Here is a 22,556-nt window from a genome sequence, read left to right on the forward strand (position 1 = left end):
GTGATAAAATATCTCTGTAATCTTTACGGAATTTTAAAATTCTTACATATTCTTAAGAAAAATCAATGGTATATGAATGTTCATAAAGAAAATTTATTGTTAAGATTAGTATGCTAAGATTAAAGATCGCCTTTTTCGCTAGTAGATTCTTTAACAAAAGCTGAAGCACATCTTTTTTTGCTTCAGCTTTTGTTTTGAAACATGGATCCATTCTGAAATGGTGTAATTTCATGTATCTAGTGGAATACTTAAGAATTAATAGGAGACAAAGGAGTATGTATCTTGAAGATCGCTATTATTACCGAGACATTTCTCCCGTCAACAGATGGAGTCGTCACTAGGTTAACAGAAGCAATAAAATACTTGAGAAAGCACAATCATGAGGTCATTGTCATTTGCCCTGATTTAGGAACGACTGAATTTGAAGGTGCAATTATTGAAGGTGTCAAAGCCTCCAAATTACCATTTTATCGTTCACGTCCGTTCGCACTACCGAATAAAAGGGTAAAAGATCTCTTAGAAAAACATCAACCAGATCTTGTGCATGTTGTGAACCCAGCAATGTTAGGTGTATCAGGGGTTAAGTATGCCTCAAAACTTAACTTCCCATTACTTGCTTCTTATCACACTCATGTACCGAAGTATATGGACTATTATAATTTATACCCATTCAAACCAATACTTTGGTGGTACTTTAAACGACTACACAACCAAGCTGAACTAAATTTATGTACTTCACAGGCCGTTAAAAATGAACTGGACGAGCATGGATTCAATAACGTGCATGTTTGGAAGCGTGGTGTAGCCATCGATCGCTATAATCCATCTTATTATAATCAAGAAATGCGATCACGCTTAACAAACGGTGAAACAGATAAAAAGTTACTTGTTTTTGTTGGTCGTTTGGCTCCGGAAAAAGAAATTCATAAATTGAAGCCGTTACTTGAAGAACGCAGTGATGTTCGTTTAGCCATTGTAGGGGATGGTCCTATACGCGAGCAGTTAGAGCAAAAATTTGAGGGAACGAACACCGTATTCACTGGGTTTCTACACGGAGATGAGCTGAATCAGGCATTCTCATCCGCTGATGCGTTTATTTTCCCATCTATCACAGAGACATTAGGCTTAGTGATTTTAGAAGCTATGGCATCCGGTTTACCTGTTATTGCTGCTAAGAGTGGTCCTACGATGGAACAGGTGGATGATGAACGTACAGGTCTTCTATTTGAGAATGAGGATACAAGTAGCCTCATAACAGCTGTTGAAAAGCTTGAAGATGCAGAGTTGCTACAAAGCATGCGTGAAAATGCGAGGGAGGAAGCTGAAAAATTCAGTTGGACAAAACCTTCGGAGCAACTCTTGGAGTTTTACGAAAAATTACTTGGTGTTTCCATGAAGCAAGCGCAATAATATGACGAAGGCTAAAACTACGGTTTTAGTCTTTTTTTATGGATAATTTAAGACGGAATATCGAGAAAATGGGAACTGAGGTTCTGTAATGGCCATATTAAGTATGATATAATATGGTTCAGATATCGTTCCAGTTGAAGGGCGGTCGGCTATCCTCCGATTGAAAGGGGGTGATGCCTAATGGACTTGTATGAACTATTTATGGTTCTGTTGACGTCCGGTTTATTTTTCTTAGGGTTTTTGAGTTTGATTGTAAAAATCATTTCAGAAATCATGGAAAATAAAAAGTAGACCTCCTTCAACGCCAAGTGATGGAAAGGTCTACTTTTATGTGAGGCCGATCCTCTTCAGGAACGACTATCTGATGGCCGTAGTAGCAGCTACGGTCATTTTTAATATACGTTTTTCTTACTTATATATTACCACATTTTTTACGGTTTTAACAATTATATGAGGTTTATTTGCTGTCGTTATATAGGTTTAGGATGGTTTGCTTGATTTCATTCATACGTTTAGCATCTCTTGATTGATCACAGGAATCCCATTCATAATAACGATCTCCGTTATTAATATATACTTTTAAAACAGTCGTTTGATTCGCATCAGAAGAACATGATTTGTCAAAACTTTTCTTTGCTAAATAATTATTATAGACCATTGTTTTATAAATTTTTTGTAGATCCTTTTGAGAGAAATGTGAATCCTTAGAACGTATGACACGATCATCAATCTGTAACGTAAATTCGAAGTGATCCTGTTCAAGTACGTTGTGCCATACTTTCAGTAATTCAAATTGATCTCCATTAGCATTATGATTATCACATTGAGTTAAATAATATTTGGTTTCATTTAATGATTCATTTTTATTTATTTCTTGGCACTGAAATGTTTCCACGCTACCATTTCCAAATTGATCTCTTGTTGTATCGACAGTTAAAGAGAAGAGACCTTCATCATAAGAGACATCATAAATAATTGGATCGCCTTCTATAGTATAACGAATGAGACGTAGATCCTTTAAAGTCTTATAGTTTTTAACATAAGCATTCATATACTCAAGGCCTTCATGTCTGTTATGCATAGCCGTTACATCAGCATTTAATGGGTTGTTATCAGATGCTGAAGAGGGGGATGAGATAGGTTTTTGATTACCACAAGCGACTAAAATCATTATGGTTATTATGAATGTTATTACATGTTTCATTAGAACAACCCCCTTAATTTACATTTTTATCAAGTATACCAGAAATGCAAATGATGTGGAGTTCTTAAATGAATTTGAGCATGTTGTATGAAATCGAATTCTATAAATGAAATCTTAAAGTGTTATTTGCTTAAGATAAAGACATATCTTTAATTTTTAAATTGCTGCTTGTAATCAATATAAAGTAAGCTGGATAAAATTTAATGCACAACTTATTTCATTTGATATCTCACTATCTTAAGTATACATAGTTTTTGAGATGAATTTTTATATTTTAACTTTAGTTCAGATAATATATATTATGTAAACTAGAAAAAATGAAAAAATAATAAAGCTTTTTTATACCTATCTTTATCTTCTTCTATTTACCTCTAACCTTATACAATACTCAATAATATCATTAATGTTCATTTTTTGTTCTTTGGCTAATAATTTTATTTGCTCCAGTAATGTTTTTTTATACGTTGTCTTATATTGAATTCTATCTTCAGGCCTGTTTTCTGTTGAGATCTTCTTCTCAAAACCATTTTCCAATACAAGTTTAAAACCGTTCTCGATTAAATAATTTGTATAGGTATTATGTTTCTTTGCAATCTCTCTTATCTGACACAGTAATGCATGACTAACATTTGTTCTAAACTTAACCCTTGAATCTCTACTTAATTGAGGGTTTCCTCGATATTTTCCAAGCATATTGTCGCGTTTATAATAAACATAGTTATCAGAAGCTCTGTTATAAATAATTTTTTCAAGCTTAAGCAAATCGATGTTCCCTTTAACCCAAATCCGATAAAGTTTATTTCCGTGCTTACTACTTTGTTCAGAAATACTCGTTCGAAGCTGCCATGATTGAAAAATTCCCTGTAGTCCTTTAGCAAAAATTTGGCTTGCTGTAGTTACATTCATCACATAACCTTCCCTATCTACCCATCCATCACCATCTATCACACCTCTTACAAACGAAGGTATAAAAGATTTAGGAACATCCGGGAAAGGGACATTTAAAGACTTGTTAGCTAATATACCCATTTTATTTAGATCTTCTTTTATGCACTTTGAATTTATAATAAGTGTTGGAGTGTTTGTAGAAGAATTTATTACATAATCTGCATCCATATACTTTGCTATTAACCGCAATATTCTTTCGTCTTTTTGTGCAAATGTGATGCTGTTATATCGTGTTACACAGCCATCAGTAATGAATAATCCTAATACCCATGCCATTTCATGAGTCCAGGTTTTAAAGAAATCTTCATTCACTTTATGCTTCCTTGGCTGACCAGCATATTGCTTATGATTTGCTTTTTCACCATGCTTATAGACTATGTTTAAAATTGCTGTACTTGTAAGACCAACTACTTGTTCCATTTCTTTGTAATTAATTCCACTTTTATAGATCTCGATAATCTTTTCATCCGTCATACCTGGGTTCCTTGGCATTAAATCCTCCTCCTTTGATTTAAAATATAAAAATTATAATTCTATTATACGAACAAACGTTCTCTATCGCAAAATATTTGCTTGTACTATGAATATAAAAAACTCACTTGTATAAGCACAAGTGAGTTTAAATAAACCTTGAATTAAAATTAATTAACTAAATCCTCTTCTTCTCCCTCAGGAATTCCTGGCTGTTGTTCCTTCGTCCAAGTACTCTTAGCAGGGATCTTAGTATGGTCAGCACGATGCGCATATTTTTCAGCAATTTCCGTTACTTCCTGTAATAAGCCTGTGCTCAGTGTAGTAGGATTTAATCCTTTTGATAAGAATAAGTCATTCTTAACATGCAGATCATTTTCTGCAGCCTCTTTACGAGGGTTTGATACATATGCGATCTCTCCACCAGTCAGTTCACTAACTAACTTAGCTAGGTCATTAACACGGTGAGTCTCTGTCATTTGGTTGAAGATCATTACTCTTTCGTCACGTCCTGGAGCGTTCTCAATCGCTAACTGAATGCAACGCACAGTGTCCTGGATATGGATAAACGCACGTGTTTGTCCACCAGTTCCATGTACAGTAATCGGATAACCTACAGCAGCTTGCATTAAGAAACGATTTAAAACAGTACCGTAATCTCCATCGTAATCGAAACGATTAATTAGTCGTTCATCCATTTTTGTTTCTTTCGTATTGGTACCCCATACGATACCTTGGTGAAGGTCAGTAATGCGTAAGCTATCATTCTTATTGTAATAATGGAAAAGTAATTGGTCTTGCGTTTTTGTCATGTGATAAATAGAACCAGGGTTTGTTGGATAAAGGATTTGCTGTTCTACTCTTTCCCCTGTCTCTGTCTTGACTTCAATATCAAGGTAACCCTCAGGAATTTTCATACCAGCAGTTCCATATCCGTAAACACCCATTGTACCTAAGTGAACCAAGTGGATATCTAATCCTGAATCCGCGATTGCACAAAGCACGTTATGAGTGGCATTCATATTGTTATTGACTGTATATCGTTTATGTTTTGGAGATTTCATTGAGTAAGGAGCAGAACGTTGCTCAGCAAAATGAACAATAACATCTGGTTGCTGTTCATTAATGGCATCTAAAAATTGGTCATACTCATCTGCCAAGTCAATATTTAGAAAGTCAATTTTACTTCCAGAAATTTCTTCCCATACATTTAATCTTGTACCCATTGGTTGTATAGGTGTTAATGATTCTGCCTCTAGTTCATTGTCAATATTACGTCGAGATAGATTGTCAATGATCGTCACTTCATGTCCAAGATTAGATAGATGTAGACTAGTAGGCCATCCACAAAAACCATCTCCTCCTAAGACAAATATCTTTTTTGATTGTACATGATTCGTTTCTACATTCATTTTGAAACACCCTTTATGAATTTTGTCTGTTTATTTAATTTTAGAAATGTATGTTTAGGGAAGAACAAATAGGGACTTTCCCTTTTACTCATTCATCCTATTCTAGATGTACATTTATTGAAGTTTATTATAGTTATTTATTTTACAATAACCACTTTTCATCATATCTAAAGGGGGAAAGTGGTGCAACCCTTTTACGAATAGTTCATATTGAATTAATAAACAAATTCGAATATTTGTTCTTCAATCATAAAAATAAGCACCCCCAATGGGTGCTTATTTTTGATAGATATAAAATAAAATTTTATGAAGTTTACTTACCGTAATAGGGATAACTTCCTAAGGTGGTGACTTTGCATCCTAGTGCTTCTATTTCTGTTATTGCACCTGGAATTAAAACCTGGTCATATTTCATTTCTATATCGATAATAAAGAAATAATTGCCCAGCCCTGTTTTCATAGGACGAGATTCTATTTTGGATAAGTTTAATTTCCTCCAAGCAAAAGCAGACAAAACTTGATGAAGCGCACCATAGTGATCTGTAGGCAATGTAATCATTAAAGTCGTGCGATCCCCTAAATAATTTGAATCCTTTACCTCTAAATCAGTTGCTTGCTTACTCAAGATAACAAAACGAGTATGGTTATTATCAAAGTCATGAATATCATGCTTAATAATGTCTAAACCATATTCTGAAGCAGCAAGTTCATTTCCTATTGCTGCTATTCTTTGTTCAGGGTTCTCTTTAACATGCTTTGCTGCTGCACTTGTCGATGATTTATAAGAGAATTCAATATGTGGTAAATGCTTATATAAATATTGATGACACTGTGAAATCGCATGAGAATGAGAATAAACAGCCTCAAAACTTTCCCAGCAATCTCTATTTTGTGGGTGTACCATTAAATGCTGTCTTATAGGTACAATGATTTCTCCAACAATCGTTAGCTTTTGGTTTACTAAATAATCAATGGTTAAGTTAACAGATCCTTCTATAGCATTTTCCCATGGAAGTACTGCATATTGAATTTCTTCATGTTTTACAGCATCCATACATGAAGGGATTGTGCTAAATGGTTCTAGTTCATTATTAGGGAACGCTTGACTGACAGCTATGTTCGTAAAGGTTCCTTTTGGGCCTAAATAACCTATCTTTGACAATGTATTTCTCTCCAAATCCTAAGTGTTAGATTCAATTTTTTGAAAAAAGAGAGGAAAAGGGACAATCTATAAACTGTCCCCTCTTCCCCATTTACATACTTTTAGCGAGATTTAGATTTAAGGATGGATTTAGTTCTTTCAAGAATTCTTGTGACTCAGGGATATTCATTTGTTGTGCTGAATCCGATAATGCAACCGCTGGATCTGGGTGTACTTCCGCCATGATTGCATCTGCTCCAATTGCTAATGCAGCTTTCGCAGTTGGGACAAGTAAATCTTTTCTGCCTGTAGAGTGTGTAACATCAACAATTACTGGTAAGTGCGTTTCTTTCTTCAGAATTGGGACAGCAGAAATGTCTAACGTATTTCTTGTTGCTTTTTCGTAAGTTCGGATACCACGCTCACATAACATGATTTGATCATTACCTTGAGACATGATGTATTCAGCTGCATTGATAAATTCATCGATTGTCGCAGAGAGGCCACGTTTCAATAACACTGGTTTGTTAACTCTTCCAACAGCTTTGAGTAATTCGAAGTTTTGCATGTTACGGGCACCTATTTGAATTACATCTACGTAATCTAAAGCTTTCTCTACGTCCTGAGGTGTGAGGATTTCACTTACCACAGACATACCCGTTTCGTCCGCAACATCTTTTAAGATTTTTAATCCTTCTTCACCTAAGCCCTGGAAGTCATACGGAGAGGAACGAGGCTTAAATGCTCCTCCACGTAACATCGTAAGTCCTTGATCTTTCAAGGATAATGCTACCTCTTTTACCTGCTCATAACTCTCAACTGCACAAGGACCCATGATAAAACGTTGTTCCCCATCTCCGACTTTTACGCCATTTACATCAACAAGTGTATTGTCAGGTTGTGCTTTTCGTGAAACAAGTAGAGCCTTGCGGTTATCATCTTCTTGTAGTTCTAAGCTAGCCTTGAAAATTTCTTTGAAAATGTGTTGAATGGTTGATGCTTCAAAAGGACCTTCATGATGCTTCATTAATAAATCTAGAGATTCACGTTCTCGAACAGGGTCATAGCGGTTAACGCCGACACCTTTTTTCTTTTGCTCGCCGATTTCTTGAACGATCTCAGCTCGCTTATTAAGTAAAGATAAGATTTGCAAGTTGATTTCATCTACTTCTTCGCGTAAATCTGGCAGTTCATTTCTAGACATGGGAAATCCTCCTTGGTTTTGTGCTTTTTCATTTCAAATTTAAAAAAACATAGTGAAAAAATGACTATAAAATGATAAATACACATGATATATTTATATTTATTACATAAAAGCATAAAAGCATGAAAGTATAAAATCAAGATGTTATCAGAATTTTTTGCACTATTTTTTAATTTTTTAGTATATCAGCGGTAATTTTATGTAACAAGGATGTTAAAGGAGTTTTTCTAAAATGAGTCAAAAGGTTGTTGTAATTGGGCTTGGATTAATTGGTGGATCAATATCTCTAGCTATCAAAAAAGAACATCAAGCAAAGATTGTTGGTTGTGATATCAATGAGGAACAACTCAAGTTGGCACAGTCTTTATTGGTAGTAGATGAATATGAATTAGATATACACAAAGCGGTTGTGGACGCAGATTTAATCATTGTCGCAACACCTGTTTTACAAACAGAAAATATCTTAAATCTACTGCTTACCTGTGACTTGAAAGAAGGAGCTATTATTACAGATGTAGGTAGTACAAAGGAAAATATTATGGAGAATGCCCATCGTTTCTTTCATAAAGGTGTCGTTTTTATAGGGGGGCATCCTATGGCTGGATCTCACAAAAGTGGAGTTTCGGCATCTAAGGCTCACTTATTTGAGAATGCTTTCTATATCCTTACAAAAGGTGAACAAGTTTCAGATGAAGATGTTAAAAATTTAAGGTTTTGGTTAAATGGTACTAATGCTAATTTTATAGAAATGTCTCCTCATGAACATGATGAAATTGTTGGAGTCATTAGTCATTTTCCACACATTATTGCATCAAGTTTAGTTCAGCTCTTACAGAAGCGAGAGCGCAAAGATATTGATGTGAAAAGATTAGCTGCTGGGGGGTTCAGAGATATAACAAGAATTGCTTCCTCTAACCCAACTATGTGGCGTGATATTACGCTACATAATCGCGAAGTTTTAATTGAAGTGATGGATGAGTGGATCAACGAAATGTCTTCCATTAGAGAGATTATTAACGATTCATCCAAAGAAAAAATATTTAGTTTTTTCGATGATGCGAAGAGGTATCGGGATGGTCTTCCTGAGAAAAAGAAAGGAGCCCTCCCCGCCTTTTATGATCTCTATATAGATGTTGTAGACCATCCAGGAGCTATCGCGACTGTAACAGCTATCCTTGCTAAAGATGATATTAACTTAACAAACATTCGAATTATTGAAACAAGAGAAGATATGTTTGGTGTGTTGTGTTTATCATTCAGAAATGACCAAGAACTTGAAGTTGGAAAAGTATTATTAGAGAAAAATGGTTTTGAATGTTATTCTGCTTCTTAATAACAAGCATATACGGCTATTATAAAAATTAATTTATACTAGTCTTCTTTATTTTCAAAAAAATGTATTCTCTTTCAACCCCACCATAATCAAAATTGATTTCGAAACTTCTAACTAGCCGAGCAAATTAAGACTATATAATTTGTACAGAGACATGGCTATATTTTTGTGAGGAGGAATTTGGTTGAACAGAATTACAAAGACGCTAAGCACCAGCTTTCTAACAGGTCTCCTTATGGCATCTAGTTGGAATGCTACGGAAGTTCATGGTGAAACGAATTATCCTGATGTATCAAAAGATATTACTGGATATGAGGAAATCCATTACTTAGCCAATCATAATATTATTCAAGGCTATCCTGATGGTTCCTTTAAACCTGGAGACAATGTGAGTCGTATGGAAGCAGCGATTATGTTAACAAGAGAGTTAGGGCTATCTACAGAAAATCTCCCAGACCCTGGTTTGAAAGATATACCTAAGGATCATCCCCACTATGATTATGTTGCAGCAGTAGTAGAAGCAGGTATTTTTCAAGGGACGGATGAAGGCAACTTTGAAGCAGATCGAGATATTAGCAGAATTGAGATGGCAGCAACTCTTACAAGAGCTTATAACCTTGAAAATGAACCGATTTCTAAGGAATTTAATGATGTTAATGATCATCGTAAATATGTAAGTGAAGTTGCTTCAAACCGTATCTCTGTCGGATTTCCTGATGGCACTTTTCGCCCAAATGAGCCAACAACACGTGCTCAGTTCTCTATCTTTTTAGCTCGTGCTATGGATGATAAGTTTAAGAGTTATTTATCCAATGCACAAGTTGATCCAAACTTTGAGGAAGTTGACAATGAAAATATTCGAGGAACGTACATATGGCATGCAGAAAATGCGATAAATGAGTCGGATAAGATTCTCCAGTTTGCCAAGGAAAATAACATTAATCTATTGTACACTCGCTTAGATCGTACACAAGATTACTCCGTCTACAATAAGTTTGTAGAAAAAGCGCACGAAGCAGGAATTGAAGTTCATGCTATGGGTGGCCACCCAAACTGGGCACTTCAGAAAGGTGAAGAACGACTGAAAATGTTCACGGACTATGTCACAAGTTATAACAAAGTTGTTCCACCGAGGCAGCAATTTGATGGCATCCACCTTGATATCGAACCTTATGTACTGAAAAATTGGGATGGAGATAGCGAAAATGTATTAGCTACTTGGAAGTCCAATATTGAGTTGTTTGTCAATGAAGTTAAAAAGAACTCTGATCTTGAAACAAGTGCTGATCTAGCATTTTGGCTTGATAAACATCAAACACCTGGACAACCTGATGTATCCTTTAGTAAATGGTTTATCGATACATTAGATCACACAACTGTGATGGCGTTTAGAGATGCAGCAGAGGGCTCAAATGGTATCATTGATGTAGCTAAACAAGAATTGGAATATGCTGAAGAACTAAACAAAGAACTTACGGTATCTGTTGAAGTGAAAGAAAATAAGAATGCACCTCAAATTACCTTCCATGAAGAAGGGAAACAAGTTATGGAAGAGGAACTTGATAAAGTACGAGAACAATTTGGTGATTCAAGCTCTTATCATGGTAATGCTGTCCATGCCTATGAATATTGGAGAGCTGAAAATTAAAATGCACATTAAAAAGGTCACGGATTCCCGTGACCTTTTTATTTTCCTAATATATTAAGCGATCTTTTTGCATGCATCTGCACATTTGTAGCAAGCATCCGCACAGTCTTGGCAATGCTTGTGATCGTGCTTTTTACATTCTTCAGCGCACTTTTCACAAATCGTTGCACAAACCTGAGCTAATTCAGAAGCGAACGGTGTGCCTCGAACAAGAGCTTGTTCCAAGTAAGAACAAATGTCTGCACATTCGCGGTCTAGACGAATGCATTCTTTCATAGGGTTTAAATCTTCTTCCTGAAGACATGAATCATAACAATGGTTACATGCTTCCATACACTCATGTAATGCTTGGATGGCTTCTTGATACTTTTCGTGTGACATTAAAATTCACTCCTTAAATTGTTAATATTACTTACATATAAGGTGTTGCCATAGAATGTGCAGATTTTATGCAATTTCTACAAAAATCAGAAAAGAATGGTTGAAAAATCGAATAATTCTAAAAAAGTCCACTGAATAACAGTGAACTTTTTCTACTTCTTATAGTAATTTTAGGTTTTTTTGTATTGTGTAGTTAGTAAGTCCAATACGTAATCGTATCTAATATCCCTAACACAATCATGATAATCCCTGCTGTTTGCTGAACATACTTTCCTATCTTTCTACCTTCTTTTTTCATAAATCTACCTTCAATTCCGAAATACCAAATGAAGAAAACTGCTAGGATTAAAGGAAGTGATGTTCCAATTGCAAAAATACTAGGCAATACCGCTCCATAAGAAGTTGAGAGTACGATAGGCATTAGTGAAACAAAAAATAAAATAAACATAGTAGGACAAAATCCGAGTGAAAAGCTAATGCCCATAAATAAGGCACCTAATTTTCCTTGCTTTAAATGATCAGGTACCTTTCCTAATGACAATGTCCATCTCATCTTAAATATCCCGAGCATAAATAACCCTATGAGAATTAGAATGGGACCAACAAATTTTCTCATCCAAGGGAAAAAATAAGTCGTTAACGTTCCTTGGAATTCTTGACCTAAGATCCAAACAACGAATCCAAGACCAGAGAAAACTAGAATTTTCCCTAAAATGAAGAAAAATACTTCTTTCCAAGCAGTTTTCTTTTGTAAAGATTGGTTGCCATAAAACATAATAGCTCCTAAGTTTCCTGTCAACTGACAAGGCGCCAATGCTCCTACTAAGCCTAATAACAACGCAGATAATAATGGAACTCCTTCTGATCCATATGCAAGTTCAATTAAAGGTTCACTCAGATAACCGCTTATGCTGCTGAAAAATTCATACATCGTTTACTTTAACCCTTCATTTTCATAATTATATAAGTTTACTATACATGAAAATAATGAAGATTTTGTGCAGTCATCAAAAAAACCTCGTATCTCCCTATCTTAAAAGAAGATACGAGGTTCTGTTATTATCGATAAACAAATGATCTACGCTTTTAAAAGCTTTGCATTAATAGCAACGACTACCGTACTTAAACTCATAAGAATAGCTCCAACTGCTGGACTTAAAATAATACCGATTGGTGCTAATATTCCTGCTGCTAAAGGAATTGCAATGATATTATAGCCAGCAGCCCACCAAAGGTTTTGGATCATTTTGTTATACGTTTTCTTCGATAATCTCATAATCTGTACTACATCTTTTGGGTTACTCTTCACTAATACAATATCAGCTGATTCCATAGCTACGTCTGTTCCGGTTCCTATTGCAATCCCTAGATCAGCTGTAGCGAGTGCTGGAGCATCATTTACTCCATCACCAGTCATAGCTACGTTCCAACCTTTTTCTTTAATTTTCTTTACTTGATCCGCTTTTTCATCTGGAAGAACTTCAGCATATACCTCATCAATGCCTAATTGTTTTGCAACCCAGTTTGCTACTTTTTCACTATCACCTGTTAGCATGATGGAATGGATGCCTTGTTCTTTTAATGAAGAAATAGCTTCTTTAGCATCTTCTCGGACCATATCAGCTAATGCAATCATACCAATTAGTTCTTGTTCTACTAATACGAATACAACTGTTTTACCTTCTTCAGATAGACTGTCGTATGTCTCTTGATTAAATGAATAATTTTGCTCGTTCATAAATCCAGGGCTAACGACTTTTACTTCTTTACCGTTCACTGTTCCACGAAGCCCTTTACCTGTCATAGATTCGAACTCATCATTATCTTCTAAAGATAGGTTGTTTTCTTCAGCTTTTTTAATAATCCCTTGGGCTAAAGGATGTTCAGATTTTTGCTCTAGTGAAGCGGCCCACTTTAATACGTCTTGTTCTTGATAACCTTCTTCTGGAATGATGTCAGTAACTCCAAATTCTCCTTTGGTTAATGTTCCTGTTTTATCAAATACAACTGCATTTAGCTGGCGAGCCCCTTCGAAATTCGCTCGATTTCGAATGAGGAGTCCATTTTTAGCAGATAATGATGTTGATACCGCTACTACAAGGGGTGCTGCAAGGCCTAATGCGTGTGGACATGTAATAACCATAACCGTTACCATTCGTTCCATAGCAACATCGACAGGATGGCCCAGTGCTAGCCAAATAATAAATGTAAGAATACCGCTTCCTAGCGCTAGATAAAATAACCACTTAGCTGCTCGGTTCGATATATCTTGAGTTTTTGATTTAGATTCCTGAGCTTCCTTAACTAACCCAATTACTTGAGAAAGGTACGTATCATCTCCAGTTTTTTGAACGGTAATGGTGATAGAACCTTCTTGGTTTACAGAGCCACCGATCGCTTCTTCGCCCTCACCTTTTTCTACAGGCACCGATTCACCGGTTAACATCGACTCATCAATTGTTGTTTTTCCATCAATGATGTCTCCATCTACAGGCACTTTTTCACCTGGTTTAACAAGGACATGGTCACCTTCTGTAAGTTCCGAGACAGCGACATCTTCTACATTGCCATCCTTATCAACTTTATGAGCTTCGTTAGGCATAAGCTTAACTAACTCTTCAAGTGCATTTGATGCACCCATGATGGACCTCATTTCAATCCAGTGACCAAGTAACATAATGTCAACTAGCGTTGCGAGTTCCCAGAAAAAGTTGCGGCCTTCAAGTCCAAAGACAACCATTGAACTATACACATAGGCCACTACAATCGCTAGTCCAATAAGTGTCATCATACCCGGATTTTTTTGTTTAAGTTCATCTCTCGCACCTGTTAAAAAAGGTAAGCCACCATAGAAAAAAACAAATGAAGCTAGTGCAAATAATACGTATTGATCAAAAGGAAATGTCCATTCAAACCCAAGAAAATCCTGGATCATAGGAGATAATATTAAAATTGGAATGGTAGCAATTAATGAAATATAAAAACGTTTTTTAAAATCTTCTACCATTGCTCCATGGTCATGATCATGATGATCATGACCTCCTTCGTGATGCTCGTGTTCATGATTATTATGATGTTCATCGTTATGTTCATGAGACATAAGCGTTACCTCCTCTAAACATTTCTGTTATTTTTCATCTAATTTTTGTTTTAATCGGTCGTATTCTTCTTCTGTAATTTCACCTTTAGCTAACCGTTCTTTTAGGGTTTCAAGAGAACGGTTTTGATTATTTTTCTCTCCACTATTATTGGATTGTTTATTAAAAAATATTGCTGCAATAATAATCAAAATGCCTATGATTAAGATCCATGTGATTCCCATGCCACCGAAGAAACCACCCATTCCATTCCCATTCATCAATCATATCACCTCCTAAAAATCCCTTACCAGTATTGGTATTATATAAACTTAAAAGATTCCAGTTTACTTTAATTATTCTCATTTATCCACTTATATCCCACTCCCCATACAGTCTTAAAGTAATGATCGATAGGAAAACCACTTTGGCGAACTTTTTCTCTTATGTTTCTTACATGAGAATCTACTGTTCTTCCATCAATTTCAGAATTAAATCCCCACACAAGGTCGATAAGTTGTTCCCGGCTAAACACTCGTTCTGTATTTTTCATAAGGTGACCAAGCATTGTAAACTCTTTTGGTGTAAGTGTAATATTTTGATTTCTATAATGGAGTTTATATTTCTCTCCATCCCACACTAGGTCGTTAATTTCAATTATATTTTGATTCGTGGTTCTCCTTAGCAAGGCTTGAACTCTTGCTAACAGTTCATCCTCATCAAATGGTTTCGTTATATAATCGTCTGCTCCTATTTTCAATCCTTTCACAATATCTGTCTTTTGGTCCCGTGCGGTCACCATGATTATAGGCACTTCAGAAATTTCTCTTATCTCTTTACAAGTTTTCCAACCATCAAATTGAGGCATCATAATATCGAGTAAAATAAGGTCAAAGTGTTCTTCCTCGACTTGTTTTATTGCTTCTGGGCCTGAGATTGCTTTTTTGCAATGATAGCCTTGTGGTGAAAGGTAAAGATCGAGTAAGTCAAGCATACGTTGTTCATCATCTACTAATAAAATGGTATTGGTCATATTTATCCATCCTCTTGTAATTCTATCGATATGGTAGTCCCTTTTTCTAAGTTGCTTTCTGCGTGTACTTGGCCACCATGTTTTTCAATGATTTCTTTAACAATAGATAGTCCTAACCCTGATCCCCCTAGGCTTCTAGAACGTGATTTATCTACTCGGTATAGTCGTTCAAAAATAAATGGGAGCTCTTCTTTCGGTATACCATTCCCATCATCAGATATTGAAATCGTAATGAGTCCTGGTTTTGATTGCTCAACATGTAAACGAACTTTTGATAACTCTCCAGAATGGTTAATTGCATTATCTATTAAATTAATGAGAACTTGATGAAACCTTTCTGAATCGACAGCAACTTGTAGGTCAGGCTCGCATTTTAATTCGAAGGAAATCTGTTTATCTTTAAATATTGGGGTCATCTTTTCTTTAACTTTTTGTATAATTTCACATATATAAACGTTTTCTTTGTAAATAACAAATTGGTTTTGGTCCATTTTAGCTAATTCAAAAAGGTTTTTTATAAGAAGTGTTAAGTGCTCTGATTCTTCTTTCAATATACGCAAATACTTCTCTCGTTCTTGATCTGATATCTTCTCTCTACTGGCGATATTCGCATAACCTTTAATATAAGTTATTGGTGTTCGTAATTCATGTGAAATACTAGCTAAAAACTCTTTTCTTTCCTCTTTAAGTCGTTCTAAATCACCAGCTAGAATAACTATTGAATTAGACAGCTGACCTAGTTCATCACTTCTTTTATATCCTAATGAAACCTTCATGTTACCTTTCATCAACTCTTCTGTAGCTAATTTCATACGAACTAGTGGCCTTGTAATAAAATGACTTAATATGAAAATAGCGAATACCGTAAGAAATAGTGTAATGATCCCAGCTAACATAAATTGGTTAGAAAGTTCTTTAATGACTCCTTTAATAATAGCTGTATTTGCGAACATATACACAAAGCCTTCAACGTTTCCATCAATGCGAATTGGGCTTACAGTTGCTACATACTTATTTTCTTTCCATTCATCATGAAGGATTAAGCCTTTATGCGTGATCTCGGAAATATTACTATGAATCATGGAATCAAGTGACTCATTTACAGGTTCTGATTTTGCTAACACACTTTTTTCGTAATCCGTGATGACCACAATCGTCTTAGCTTCCGATTCCATTAAAGCTACATGATTTAAAGTACTTTCATCAAACCGTTTTTCTAGCACATCTCTGTGGCTATTGCCACGTGATAAGAGGTTATCCATCACTTCTTCTATTCGATTGTCAGCTAAACTTTTATATAAGAAGAAAAAGAGAATAGCTTCTACGATAATCATAAATATAAAAATAAACATTCCTAATTTAAATGAAAGTTTGTTCATTTACATTTCCCTCATTGTGATAATTTTTTATATTTTTAAGTCTATTCCCACTCTATTAAATGAACAAAGACTTTGCTTATATTTTAGTTCTACCCATCTATTTTGCAGATTCTATGCAGATTGAGAAAAAATAAAAATCTGCTTAGTGATAAGCAGATTTTTATTTTCTTCTTAATCGATACTTCCTGATGTTACAATTTGACTCCATTTTTCACCTTTATTCTTCGTTATGAAAGCATGATTTTGATAAGTGTAAATCACCATTTCATCAGTATTTTGTTTTTTATCAAAGAAAGCAACAGCATCTTGTTCTAATTTAGGAAGTGTAATACTTTCTTTCGTTTCTTCTTCTAAATCATATGACGTAAGTTTAGGTTTTGAATGGAAAGTTCCATACCAAAGTTTATTCTCACTAAAATAAACAGCTGTTCCATTTAGGTTTTCCTCAAGAGGTGAAAATATCTCCCCTCCATCTTTGGATAAGTAAACGCCATTCTTTGTGGATACAGCAACCATTTTCTCATTAGTGGGGTGCACGGCTAAGCCTACAATTTCTCCTTTAATCCCTTCTCCTTTAACACGTTCCCAAGAGCTTCCTTCATCTAATGTCTTATGTAATCCAGAACTTAATTGGGAATTGCCATGTCCGTTAAAGACGTATATGGCGTGATTTATATCACCCACGCCCATCGAATGAAAGTCAAAGTCTCCTTCGAAGGCGACATCAGATAAGGTCTTTCCACCATCAGTACTTTTTTGGATTCCTAGAGGGTTAGGTAGTTTGGATCCTTTACCGGGGTGTCCACTTGTATAAAAACCCTTATCCACTACATTAAAACCCATATAATCATTGTTTTGCTTAGTTGTCGCATTCCATTTCTTATCTTTATAAAACTTTAAGCCATCGTGGGAAGCGAAAGCGATGCCTTTCTCACCCATATACCCTATTCCATGAACGTGTTCTAATTTTCCATCAAACTCTGTCAAGAACTCTTCATCACTTTGATTAGATTGACCACATGCTCCTAATAGTAAGATGCTTAGTAGAACACTAAGTAAAGTTATTTTTTGTCGCAATTTTTATACTTCCCTTCTTTTTCTTAAATGGTATCTGCATTATACAAATCAATTATCAAAAAACTGTGCAAGAAACATGTCTAAATTGTGTACATTTTCATGATTCACAACATTAGAAACCTGTAAACCCTCCAAAAAAGTGATTGGTTGTATAGGAGTCACGTTAGTTTTTTGTTATTGAATAAAGAACAACAATTCTAGACAATATAAGTTTTGTTAAAAAAATTATGGAGGGTTCATTTATGGGAGTATTATCTACATCACCATCGAATATGGATGCTTGTATTGAAGAATGTCTTAAATGTGTTCGAGCATGTGAGGAATGTTACTACGCTTGTATGAATGAGTCGGATGTGCAAAACCGCCTACATTGCATAAGCACACTCAATGATTGCGCTGAAATTTGTGCTCAAGCTACACAATATATGTCACGTAACAGCCAGTTCGCGAAGCAACTGTGTACGCTATGTGCGACTATTTGTGAGCAATGTGCAACGGAATGTGAAAAGTTCGAGGACAAACACTGTCAGGAATGTGCTCAGATTTGCCGTACTTGTGCTGATGAATGCAGAAAGATGTCTGCCTAAATTAAACACATAAAAATATCGCTAAAAATCCGTGTCCTTTTTGGGAGACGGATTTTTGTGTCTGATATAATTTAACGCATGCACATCTTATAAATGGGTATAACTTACTAATAAGGAGTATAGATGTACGATACATTCATTATAGAAAGCTATCCCTGTATCTGATATTCTAGAGTTTGTGCGTGAAATTGCAGAATAAGAGGTGCTTTATGGAAAGAATAGCAATACTTCTTCCTTGTTATAACGAGGAACAAACCATTGGGAAAGTGATTGAGGACTTCCGTTCAGAACTTCCTAATGCCGATATTTATGTTTATGACAATAATTCTTCTGACCGTACTTCTGAAGTCGCTGAAGAGCATGGTGCTATTGTAAGGAAAGAGTGGCGACAAGGAAAAGGAAATGTAGTCCGTTCTATGTTTCGTGAGGTTGAGGCAGATATCTATGTCATGGCTGATGGGGATGATACGTATCCACCTAAGTTTGTTCATGATCTTATTCAACCTATTCGGGAAAAGAAAGCGAATATGACAATTGGTGACCGTCTTAGTAATGGGACGTATTATGATGAGAATCAGCGGAGCTTTCATAGTTTTGGCAATAACTTAGTTAAAGGTCTTATTAATCGTTTATATAAAAGCAATATTACAGATATTATGACGGGATATCGCGCCTTTGATCAGCTTTTTGTAAAGTCTATGCCAGTTATGAGCTCTGGTTTTGCTATTGAAACAGAAATGAGCATTCATTCTTTAGATAAAAAATTCCTCATTCAAGAGGTTCCAATCGATTATCGTGATCGTCCTGAAGGTAGTGAATCTAAGCTAAATACGTTTTCAGACGGATTTAAAGTACTGAAAATGATTTTTACTTTATTCAAAGAGTATAAGCCTTTTGTGTTTTTCTCCTTATGGACAATGATATTTATCTTATTTGGACTATTAGTAGGAATACCCGTAATATCAGAGTTTATTTATACAGGTTTTGTTTCGAAGGTCCCTTCCGCAATACTTGCAACAGGATTTATGATTCTTGGTGTTCTATCATTTGCTTGCGGCTTAATTTTAGACGTTATGTCAGCTACGAACCGAAAACAATATGAACTAGAACTAAATCAACTTTATGATCGAATCAGGAGGAAGGGCGATGAGTAACTCAAATGTTCTCATACGTGGAATGGTATCTGTTGTAGCAAGTTTCATAGCTACAGCAGGTATCATTTCTTTCTATGAGCCTTTTTATAAATTCACTATGATTATCGGATTCATTATGTTTTGTCTATTTGCAGTGACAATCTATTTTGTCTCGAATAAATATGACCGATTTGAAATCTTAAAAGAGTCGCATAACCTATGGAGTCTTCTATTTATTCTCCTTTTCCCAATACTTATTATGATTAGTACAGCCCCTGATCAATCTCATATTGAGACCACAATCATGCAGATTGTGACCTATTTGATTACATATGTTGTCTATGTAGGGTTATTACTTGGTTTAATAGAAATTATATTTAGACTTAATGTTAAGGGAAGTTCTCTAAAGTTCAGTTTTTTGATTTATTTTATGATCCCTGTTATTGGGTGGGCTCTTTACTTGATCGCTTTTTATCCAGGTACAATGACTCCGGATTCCTTAGCCCAATGGGGGCAAGCTCACTCCTACGAATGGAATAATTGGCATCCTATTGTTCATACCTGGTTACTAACTGCTTTGCTGCAACTTTGGGATTCACCAGCGATTATTTCATCCTTTCAAATCTTGATTATGGCTTTAATTTGGGCATACAGTATGAAATCAATAGAGAAAAAAGGTGTTTCTTTTCTGGCCTTAGCTCTATTTAGTATTGTAGCTGCAGCCTGGCCTGTACTTGGCATCTTCTCTATCACACTTTGGAAAGATATTTTATATAGCTTTGTCCTATTCCTTTTTTGTGTACTCATATTTAACATGGTTTTCACAAGAGGACTTTGGTTAGACAAAAAGCGAAACTTAATCCTTCTATTGATCACTTCATTAGCTGTGGTCTTCTTTCGTCATAATGGATTCCCTGTTTTTCTTGTAACAGGTGTGTTTCTCTTTATTGTGTTCAGGAAACATTGGAAGCCTTTGTTATTGAATTTCGTAGCAATTATTGGGATCTATTTAATCGTAACAGGTCCAGTCTTTTCAGCGTTCAATGTGGAACCTACTGAACTTAAAGAAGCACTGGGTATCCCAACACAACAAATAGCTAATATTGTGGAAAATGGAGAAATGACGCAAGAACAAAAAGAATATATAAATGAAGTTATGCCACTTGAGATATGGAAAAAATATTATCACCCTTACAAAGTTGATCCACTTAAGTTTTCAGGTGAATATGATGATGTCTACATTTCAGAGACTTTTGGTCAATTTCTGAAGGTCTGGTCTGGAATGGTTATTCAAAATCCTGGCCTGGCTATAGAGGCGTTTTTAAGAGAAACATCTGTTGTATGGCAAATGCATGAACCCGAAGAACCTGGTTACACATCGAAATACGTAACAAACATTTATTTAAACAATGAATTTGGTTTAGAAAATAAAGTGATTGACGAAAAACTCACGAAAGATATGCGGGAGTATTTAGAGGATAGCCAAGAGAACTTTCTAACAACGATATGGCGACCAGCTAGTTATTTATTAACGATCCTATTTCTAACGTTTGCTGCCGTTATGAAACACGGTAAAAGTGGTAGCATCTGGTTGATTGCCTTACCTGTTCTGTTAAATGTAGGTTCTGTTGCAGCTAGCCTCCCTGCGCAAGAATTTAGATATTTATTCTCCAATGTACCACTAGCCCTATTCTTAATTGCAGTGATGTGGATTGGACGAGATGACAAGAGGGTTTTATATGAGTAGATTTACAAAATCCATTAAAGAAAATCGAACAGGTATTATTCTCATGACACTAGCAGCCTTTCTAATATCTCTTGGTCAAATGTATTGGAAGCTTTCAGGCGCTGGTATTAACTTGGAGTTAATAGGAGGCTTTATCTTTTACTTCCTTGGTGCTGTACTAATGATTGTATCTTTCCGGTTCGGAAGCTTGTCGGTCCTCCACCCTTTGCTTAGTTTAGGGTATGTATTCGCTCTTTTCCTTGGGGTGTTTTTTATCGGCGAAAGCATCGGTCTATTACACTTACTTGGGATGTTACTCATTATTATAGGAGTTATTCTCATAGGGGGTGGAGATCATTAAGCTATTACTCATCATTTTTATGACATTGTTCGGTTCTCTTGGCGGCTTTTTCTTTAAAAAAGCTAGTGATCACCCACTGGGATTCAATGTTCCGTTTATTACAAAGCTGGGCATCGGAGGAACGTTTTATATGACAGGTGCACTACTTAATATCTATTTATTAACGTTACTCCCCTATACTGTTGTCTACCCTATTACATCAGTCACCTATATATGGACCATGATTTTATCAGCTTATTTCTTACATGAGAAAATTACGATTAAGAAAATGATTGGAGTTCTTCTAATATCATTAGGTTCAGTATTGTTAGTATTATAAAAAGCATTCTCCTATTGGAGAGTGCTTTTGTATTGTCATAGCTTTGTAAAAAACGAAAACAAACAATCTCTTATACTTCATGATATAATGCTAGTGGTAAATATAATGGATAAGGGTTGATGAAAGATGTTACAAAAACTTAAGGTATCTACTCTGCTAGCTGGTCTACTTGTTATGACTATAGCCGCTTCTGGTTGTGGTAAACATGAAGAAAATGCAGATCAGGGCTTTAGTGATTCAGCTATTGGAGATATACGTGAAGAAACAAAATCTCACAGTGTACTTCCCTCTTTCTTAGAAGAAAAGCCAGAACAAATGAGTGTGATTTACGAAGCGGTTGTAAACCACAAAGAAGTTGTTGAACAAATGCCATGTTATTGTGGTTGTGGTGAATCTGTTGATCATAAGAGTAATTATGACTGTTTTGTATATGATGATACCGAAAAAGATTCTGTCGTTTGGGACGATCATGCAACAAAATGTGGAGTTTGCCTAGAGACAGCTGTTGAGTCTATCAACCAGTATAATGAAGGAAAATCAATAAAAGAAATAAGAAACATGATAGATGAAACGTATAATAATGGAGACTATGCAAAACCAACACCTACTCCACCTGTTAAATCGTAACCATTTTACTGACTTGCAAAGATAGTAGTTCAATTAAGGATGCAAATACACTTTGCATCCAAAACTGAACTACTGTTAGAAGATG

21 protein-coding genes are annotated in these 22,556 nt (G+C 35.5%); 9 read left to right on the top strand and 12 right to left on the bottom strand.

Features of this window, described 5'->3' with window-relative positions; genetic code table 11:
- Positions 1-282 precede the first annotated feature (282 nt).
- The gene (locus H514_RS22435) at positions 283-1,410 is read left to right on the top strand and encodes a glycosyltransferase family 4 protein (RefSeq protein ID WP_036841630.1); all 1,128 of its coding nucleotides are present in this window, start codon (positions 283-285) and stop codon (positions 1,408-1,410) included.
- 457 nt (positions 1,411-1,867) lie between these two features.
- Here H514_RS22435 and H514_RS0103550 read toward each other — a convergent pair whose 3' ends face one another.
- From H514_RS0103550 to H514_RS0103570, 5 genes are all read right to left on the bottom strand, one after another.
- Complete coding sequence (locus H514_RS0103550) at positions 1,868-2,614, bottom strand: DUF4362 domain-containing protein (protein WP_027445707.1); 747 nt, start codon at positions 2,612-2,614, stop codon at positions 1,868-1,870.
- A 351-nt stretch (positions 2,615-2,965) separates the two neighbouring features.
- Positions 2,966-4,054, bottom strand: coding sequence for an LAGLIDADG family homing endonuclease (locus H514_RS23870; RefSeq protein ID WP_051255016.1), 1,089 nt, complete (start codon positions 4,052-4,054; stop codon positions 2,966-2,968).
- A 149-nt stretch (positions 4,055-4,203) separates the two neighbouring features.
- Positions 4,204-5,445, bottom strand: coding sequence for an NAD-dependent epimerase/dehydratase family protein (locus tag H514_RS0103560; RefSeq protein WP_027445708.1), 1,242 nt, complete (start codon positions 5,443-5,445; stop codon positions 4,204-4,206).
- Between the two features lie 313 nt (positions 5,446-5,758).
- Positions 5,759-6,607 (bottom strand): prephenate dehydratase, encoded by an 849-nt coding sequence (gene pheA, locus H514_RS0103565; RefSeq protein WP_036841626.1) that lies wholly within the window; start codon positions 6,605-6,607, stop codon positions 5,759-5,761.
- A 91-nt stretch (positions 6,608-6,698) separates the two neighbouring features.
- Positions 6,699-7,790 carry a bifunctional 3-deoxy-7-phosphoheptulonate synthase/chorismate mutase gene (locus H514_RS0103570; RefSeq protein WP_027445710.1) on the bottom strand — a complete coding sequence of 364 codons (1,092 nt, stop codon included), beginning with the start codon at positions 7,788-7,790 and terminating at the stop codon, positions 6,699-6,701.
- A 232-nt stretch (positions 7,791-8,022) separates the two neighbouring features.
- Between H514_RS0103570 and H514_RS0103575 the strand changes: the two genes are divergently transcribed.
- The gene (locus H514_RS0103575; RefSeq protein WP_027445711.1) at positions 8,023-9,123 is read left to right on the top strand and encodes a prephenate dehydrogenase; all 1,101 of its coding nucleotides are present in this window, start codon (positions 8,023-8,025) and stop codon (positions 9,121-9,123) included.
- A gap of 184 nt (positions 9,124-9,307) precedes the next feature.
- A complete protein-coding gene (locus H514_RS23875) occupies positions 9,308-10,771 on the top strand; it encodes an S-layer homology domain-containing protein (protein WP_051255017.1) in 1,464 nt (487 codons plus the stop codon).
- Positions 10,772-10,825: 54 nt separating this feature from the next.
- Here the strand turns inward: H514_RS23875 and H514_RS0103585 are convergent, their stop codons facing one another.
- From H514_RS0103585 to H514_RS0103615, 7 genes are all read right to left on the bottom strand, one after another.
- Positions 10,826-11,152, bottom strand: coding sequence for a four-helix bundle copper-binding protein (locus H514_RS0103585; protein WP_027445712.1), 327 nt, complete (start codon positions 11,150-11,152; stop codon positions 10,826-10,828).
- A 193-nt stretch (positions 11,153-11,345) separates the two neighbouring features.
- The gene (locus tag H514_RS0103590) at positions 11,346-12,083 is read right to left on the bottom strand and encodes an urease accessory protein UreH domain-containing protein (protein ID WP_027445713.1); all 738 of its coding nucleotides are present in this window, start codon (positions 12,081-12,083) and stop codon (positions 11,346-11,348) included.
- A gap of 147 nt (positions 12,084-12,230) precedes the next feature.
- Positions 12,231-14,252, bottom strand: coding sequence for a heavy metal translocating P-type ATPase (locus H514_RS0103595; protein WP_027445714.1), 2,022 nt, complete (start codon positions 14,250-14,252; stop codon positions 12,231-12,233).
- Between the two features lie 27 nt (positions 14,253-14,279).
- Entirely contained in the window at positions 14,280-14,510 is a 231-nt protein-coding gene (locus H514_RS0103600; protein ID WP_027445715.1) for an SHOCT domain-containing protein, read from the bottom strand.
- 71 nt (positions 14,511-14,581) lie between these two features.
- Positions 14,582-15,262, bottom strand: coding sequence for a response regulator transcription factor (locus H514_RS0103605; RefSeq protein ID WP_036841622.1), 681 nt, complete (start codon positions 15,260-15,262; stop codon positions 14,582-14,584).
- Positions 15,263-15,264: 2 nt separating this feature from the next.
- Positions 15,265-16,641 carry a sensor histidine kinase gene (locus H514_RS0103610; RefSeq protein ID WP_027445717.1) on the bottom strand — a complete coding sequence of 459 codons (1,377 nt, stop codon included), beginning with the start codon at positions 16,639-16,641 and terminating at the stop codon, positions 15,265-15,267.
- A 171-nt stretch (positions 16,642-16,812) separates the two neighbouring features.
- Positions 16,813-17,718, bottom strand: a complete 906-nt coding sequence (locus tag H514_RS0103615) for a F510_1955 family glycosylhydrolase (RefSeq protein ID WP_027445718.1) — start codon at positions 17,716-17,718, stop codon at positions 16,813-16,815.
- A 425-nt stretch (positions 17,719-18,143) separates the two neighbouring features.
- Here H514_RS0103615 and H514_RS25345 point away from each other — a divergent pair, with 425 nt between their 5' ends.
- The 6 genes from H514_RS25345 to H514_RS0103645 all read left to right on the top strand — a co-directional run bounded on the left by H514_RS25345 (position 18,144) and on the right by H514_RS0103645 (position 22,471).
- Complete coding sequence (locus tag H514_RS25345; protein WP_324604028.1) at positions 18,144-18,305, top strand: four-helix bundle copper-binding protein; 162 nt, start codon at positions 18,144-18,146, stop codon at positions 18,303-18,305.
- Between the two features lie 209 nt (positions 18,306-18,514).
- Positions 18,515-19,459, top strand: coding sequence for a DPM/DPG synthase family glycosyltransferase (locus H514_RS0103625; RefSeq protein WP_027445720.1), 945 nt, complete (start codon positions 18,515-18,517; stop codon positions 19,457-19,459).
- Positions 19,452-21,185, top strand: a complete 1,734-nt coding sequence (locus H514_RS22450; RefSeq protein ID WP_051255019.1) for a DUF6020 family protein — start codon at positions 19,452-19,454, stop codon at positions 21,183-21,185. Before H514_RS0103625 ends, H514_RS22450 begins: the two co-directional genes overlap by 8 nt.
- On the top strand, positions 21,178-21,525 hold the full coding sequence (locus tag H514_RS0103635) for an EamA family transporter (protein ID WP_027445721.1): 348 nt from the start codon (positions 21,178-21,180) through the stop codon (positions 21,523-21,525). Before H514_RS22450 ends, H514_RS0103635 begins: the two co-directional genes overlap by 8 nt.
- On the top strand, positions 21,512-21,844 hold the full coding sequence (locus H514_RS0103640; protein WP_027445722.1) for an EamA family transporter: 333 nt from the start codon (positions 21,512-21,514) through the stop codon (positions 21,842-21,844). The genes H514_RS0103635 and H514_RS0103640 overlap by 14 nt, the downstream gene beginning before the upstream one ends.
- A 126-nt stretch (positions 21,845-21,970) precedes the next feature.
- Complete coding sequence (locus H514_RS0103645) at positions 21,971-22,471, top strand: PCYCGC motif-containing (lipo)protein (protein ID WP_027445723.1); 501 nt, start codon at positions 21,971-21,973, stop codon at positions 22,469-22,471.
- The last annotated feature ends 85 nt before the right edge of the window (positions 22,472-22,556 follow it).

Origin of the sequence: Pontibacillus marinus BH030004 = DSM 16465, from assembly GCF_000425225.1 — a bacterium.
Taxonomy (GTDB): Bacteria; Bacillota; Bacilli; order Bacillales; family BH030062; genus Pontibacillus; species Pontibacillus marinus.

Bases quoted from the DNA above. Each gene is read 5' to 3' on its own strand.
- H514_RS0103550 (WP_027445707.1), bottom strand. From the start codon at position 2,614: ATGAAACATGTAATAACATTCATAATAACCATAATGATTTTAGTCGCT.
- H514_RS23870 (WP_051255016.1), bottom strand. From the start codon at position 4,054: ATGCCAAGGAACCCAGGTATGACGGATGAAAAGATTATCGAGATCTAT.
- H514_RS0103560 (WP_027445708.1), bottom strand. From the start codon at position 5,445: ATGAATGTAGAAACGAATCATGTACAATCAAAAAAGATATTTGTCTTA.
- H514_RS0103570 (WP_027445710.1), bottom strand. From the start codon at position 7,790: ATGTCTAGAAATGAACTGCCAGATTTACGCGAAGAAGTAGATGAAATC.
- H514_RS0103575 (WP_027445711.1), top strand. From the start codon at position 8,023: ATGAGTCAAAAGGTTGTTGTAATTGGGCTTGGATTAATTGGTGGATCA.
- H514_RS0103585 (WP_027445712.1), bottom strand. From the start codon at position 11,152: ATGTCACACGAAAAGTATCAAGAAGCCATCCAAGCATTACATGAGTGT.
- H514_RS0103590 (WP_027445713.1), bottom strand. From the start codon at position 12,083: ATGTATGAATTTTTCAGCAGCATAAGCGGTTATCTGAGTGAACCTTTA.
- H514_RS0103595 (WP_027445714.1), bottom strand. From the start codon at position 14,252: ATGTCTCATGAACATAACGATGAACATCATAATAATCATGAACACGAG.
- H514_RS0103600 (WP_027445715.1), bottom strand. From the start codon at position 14,510: ATGAATGGGAATGGAATGGGTGGTTTCTTCGGTGGCATGGGAATCACA.
- H514_RS0103605 (WP_036841622.1), bottom strand. From the start codon at position 15,262: ATGACCAATACCATTTTATTAGTAGATGATGAACAACGTATGCTTGAC.
- H514_RS0103610 (WP_027445717.1), bottom strand. From the start codon at position 16,641: ATGAACAAACTTTCATTTAAATTAGGAATGTTTATTTTTATATTTATG.
- H514_RS25345 (WP_324604028.1), top strand. From the start codon at position 18,144: ATGTCACGTAACAGCCAGTTCGCGAAGCAACTGTGTACGCTATGTGCG.
- H514_RS0103625 (WP_027445720.1), top strand. From the start codon at position 18,515: ATGGAAAGAATAGCAATACTTCTTCCTTGTTATAACGAGGAACAAACC.
- H514_RS22450 (WP_051255019.1), top strand. From the start codon at position 19,452: ATGAGTAACTCAAATGTTCTCATACGTGGAATGGTATCTGTTGTAGCA.
- H514_RS0103635 (WP_027445721.1), top strand. From the start codon at position 21,178: ATGAGTAGATTTACAAAATCCATTAAAGAAAATCGAACAGGTATTATT.
- H514_RS0103645 (WP_027445723.1), top strand. From the start codon at position 21,971: ATGTTACAAAAACTTAAGGTATCTACTCTGCTAGCTGGTCTACTTGTT.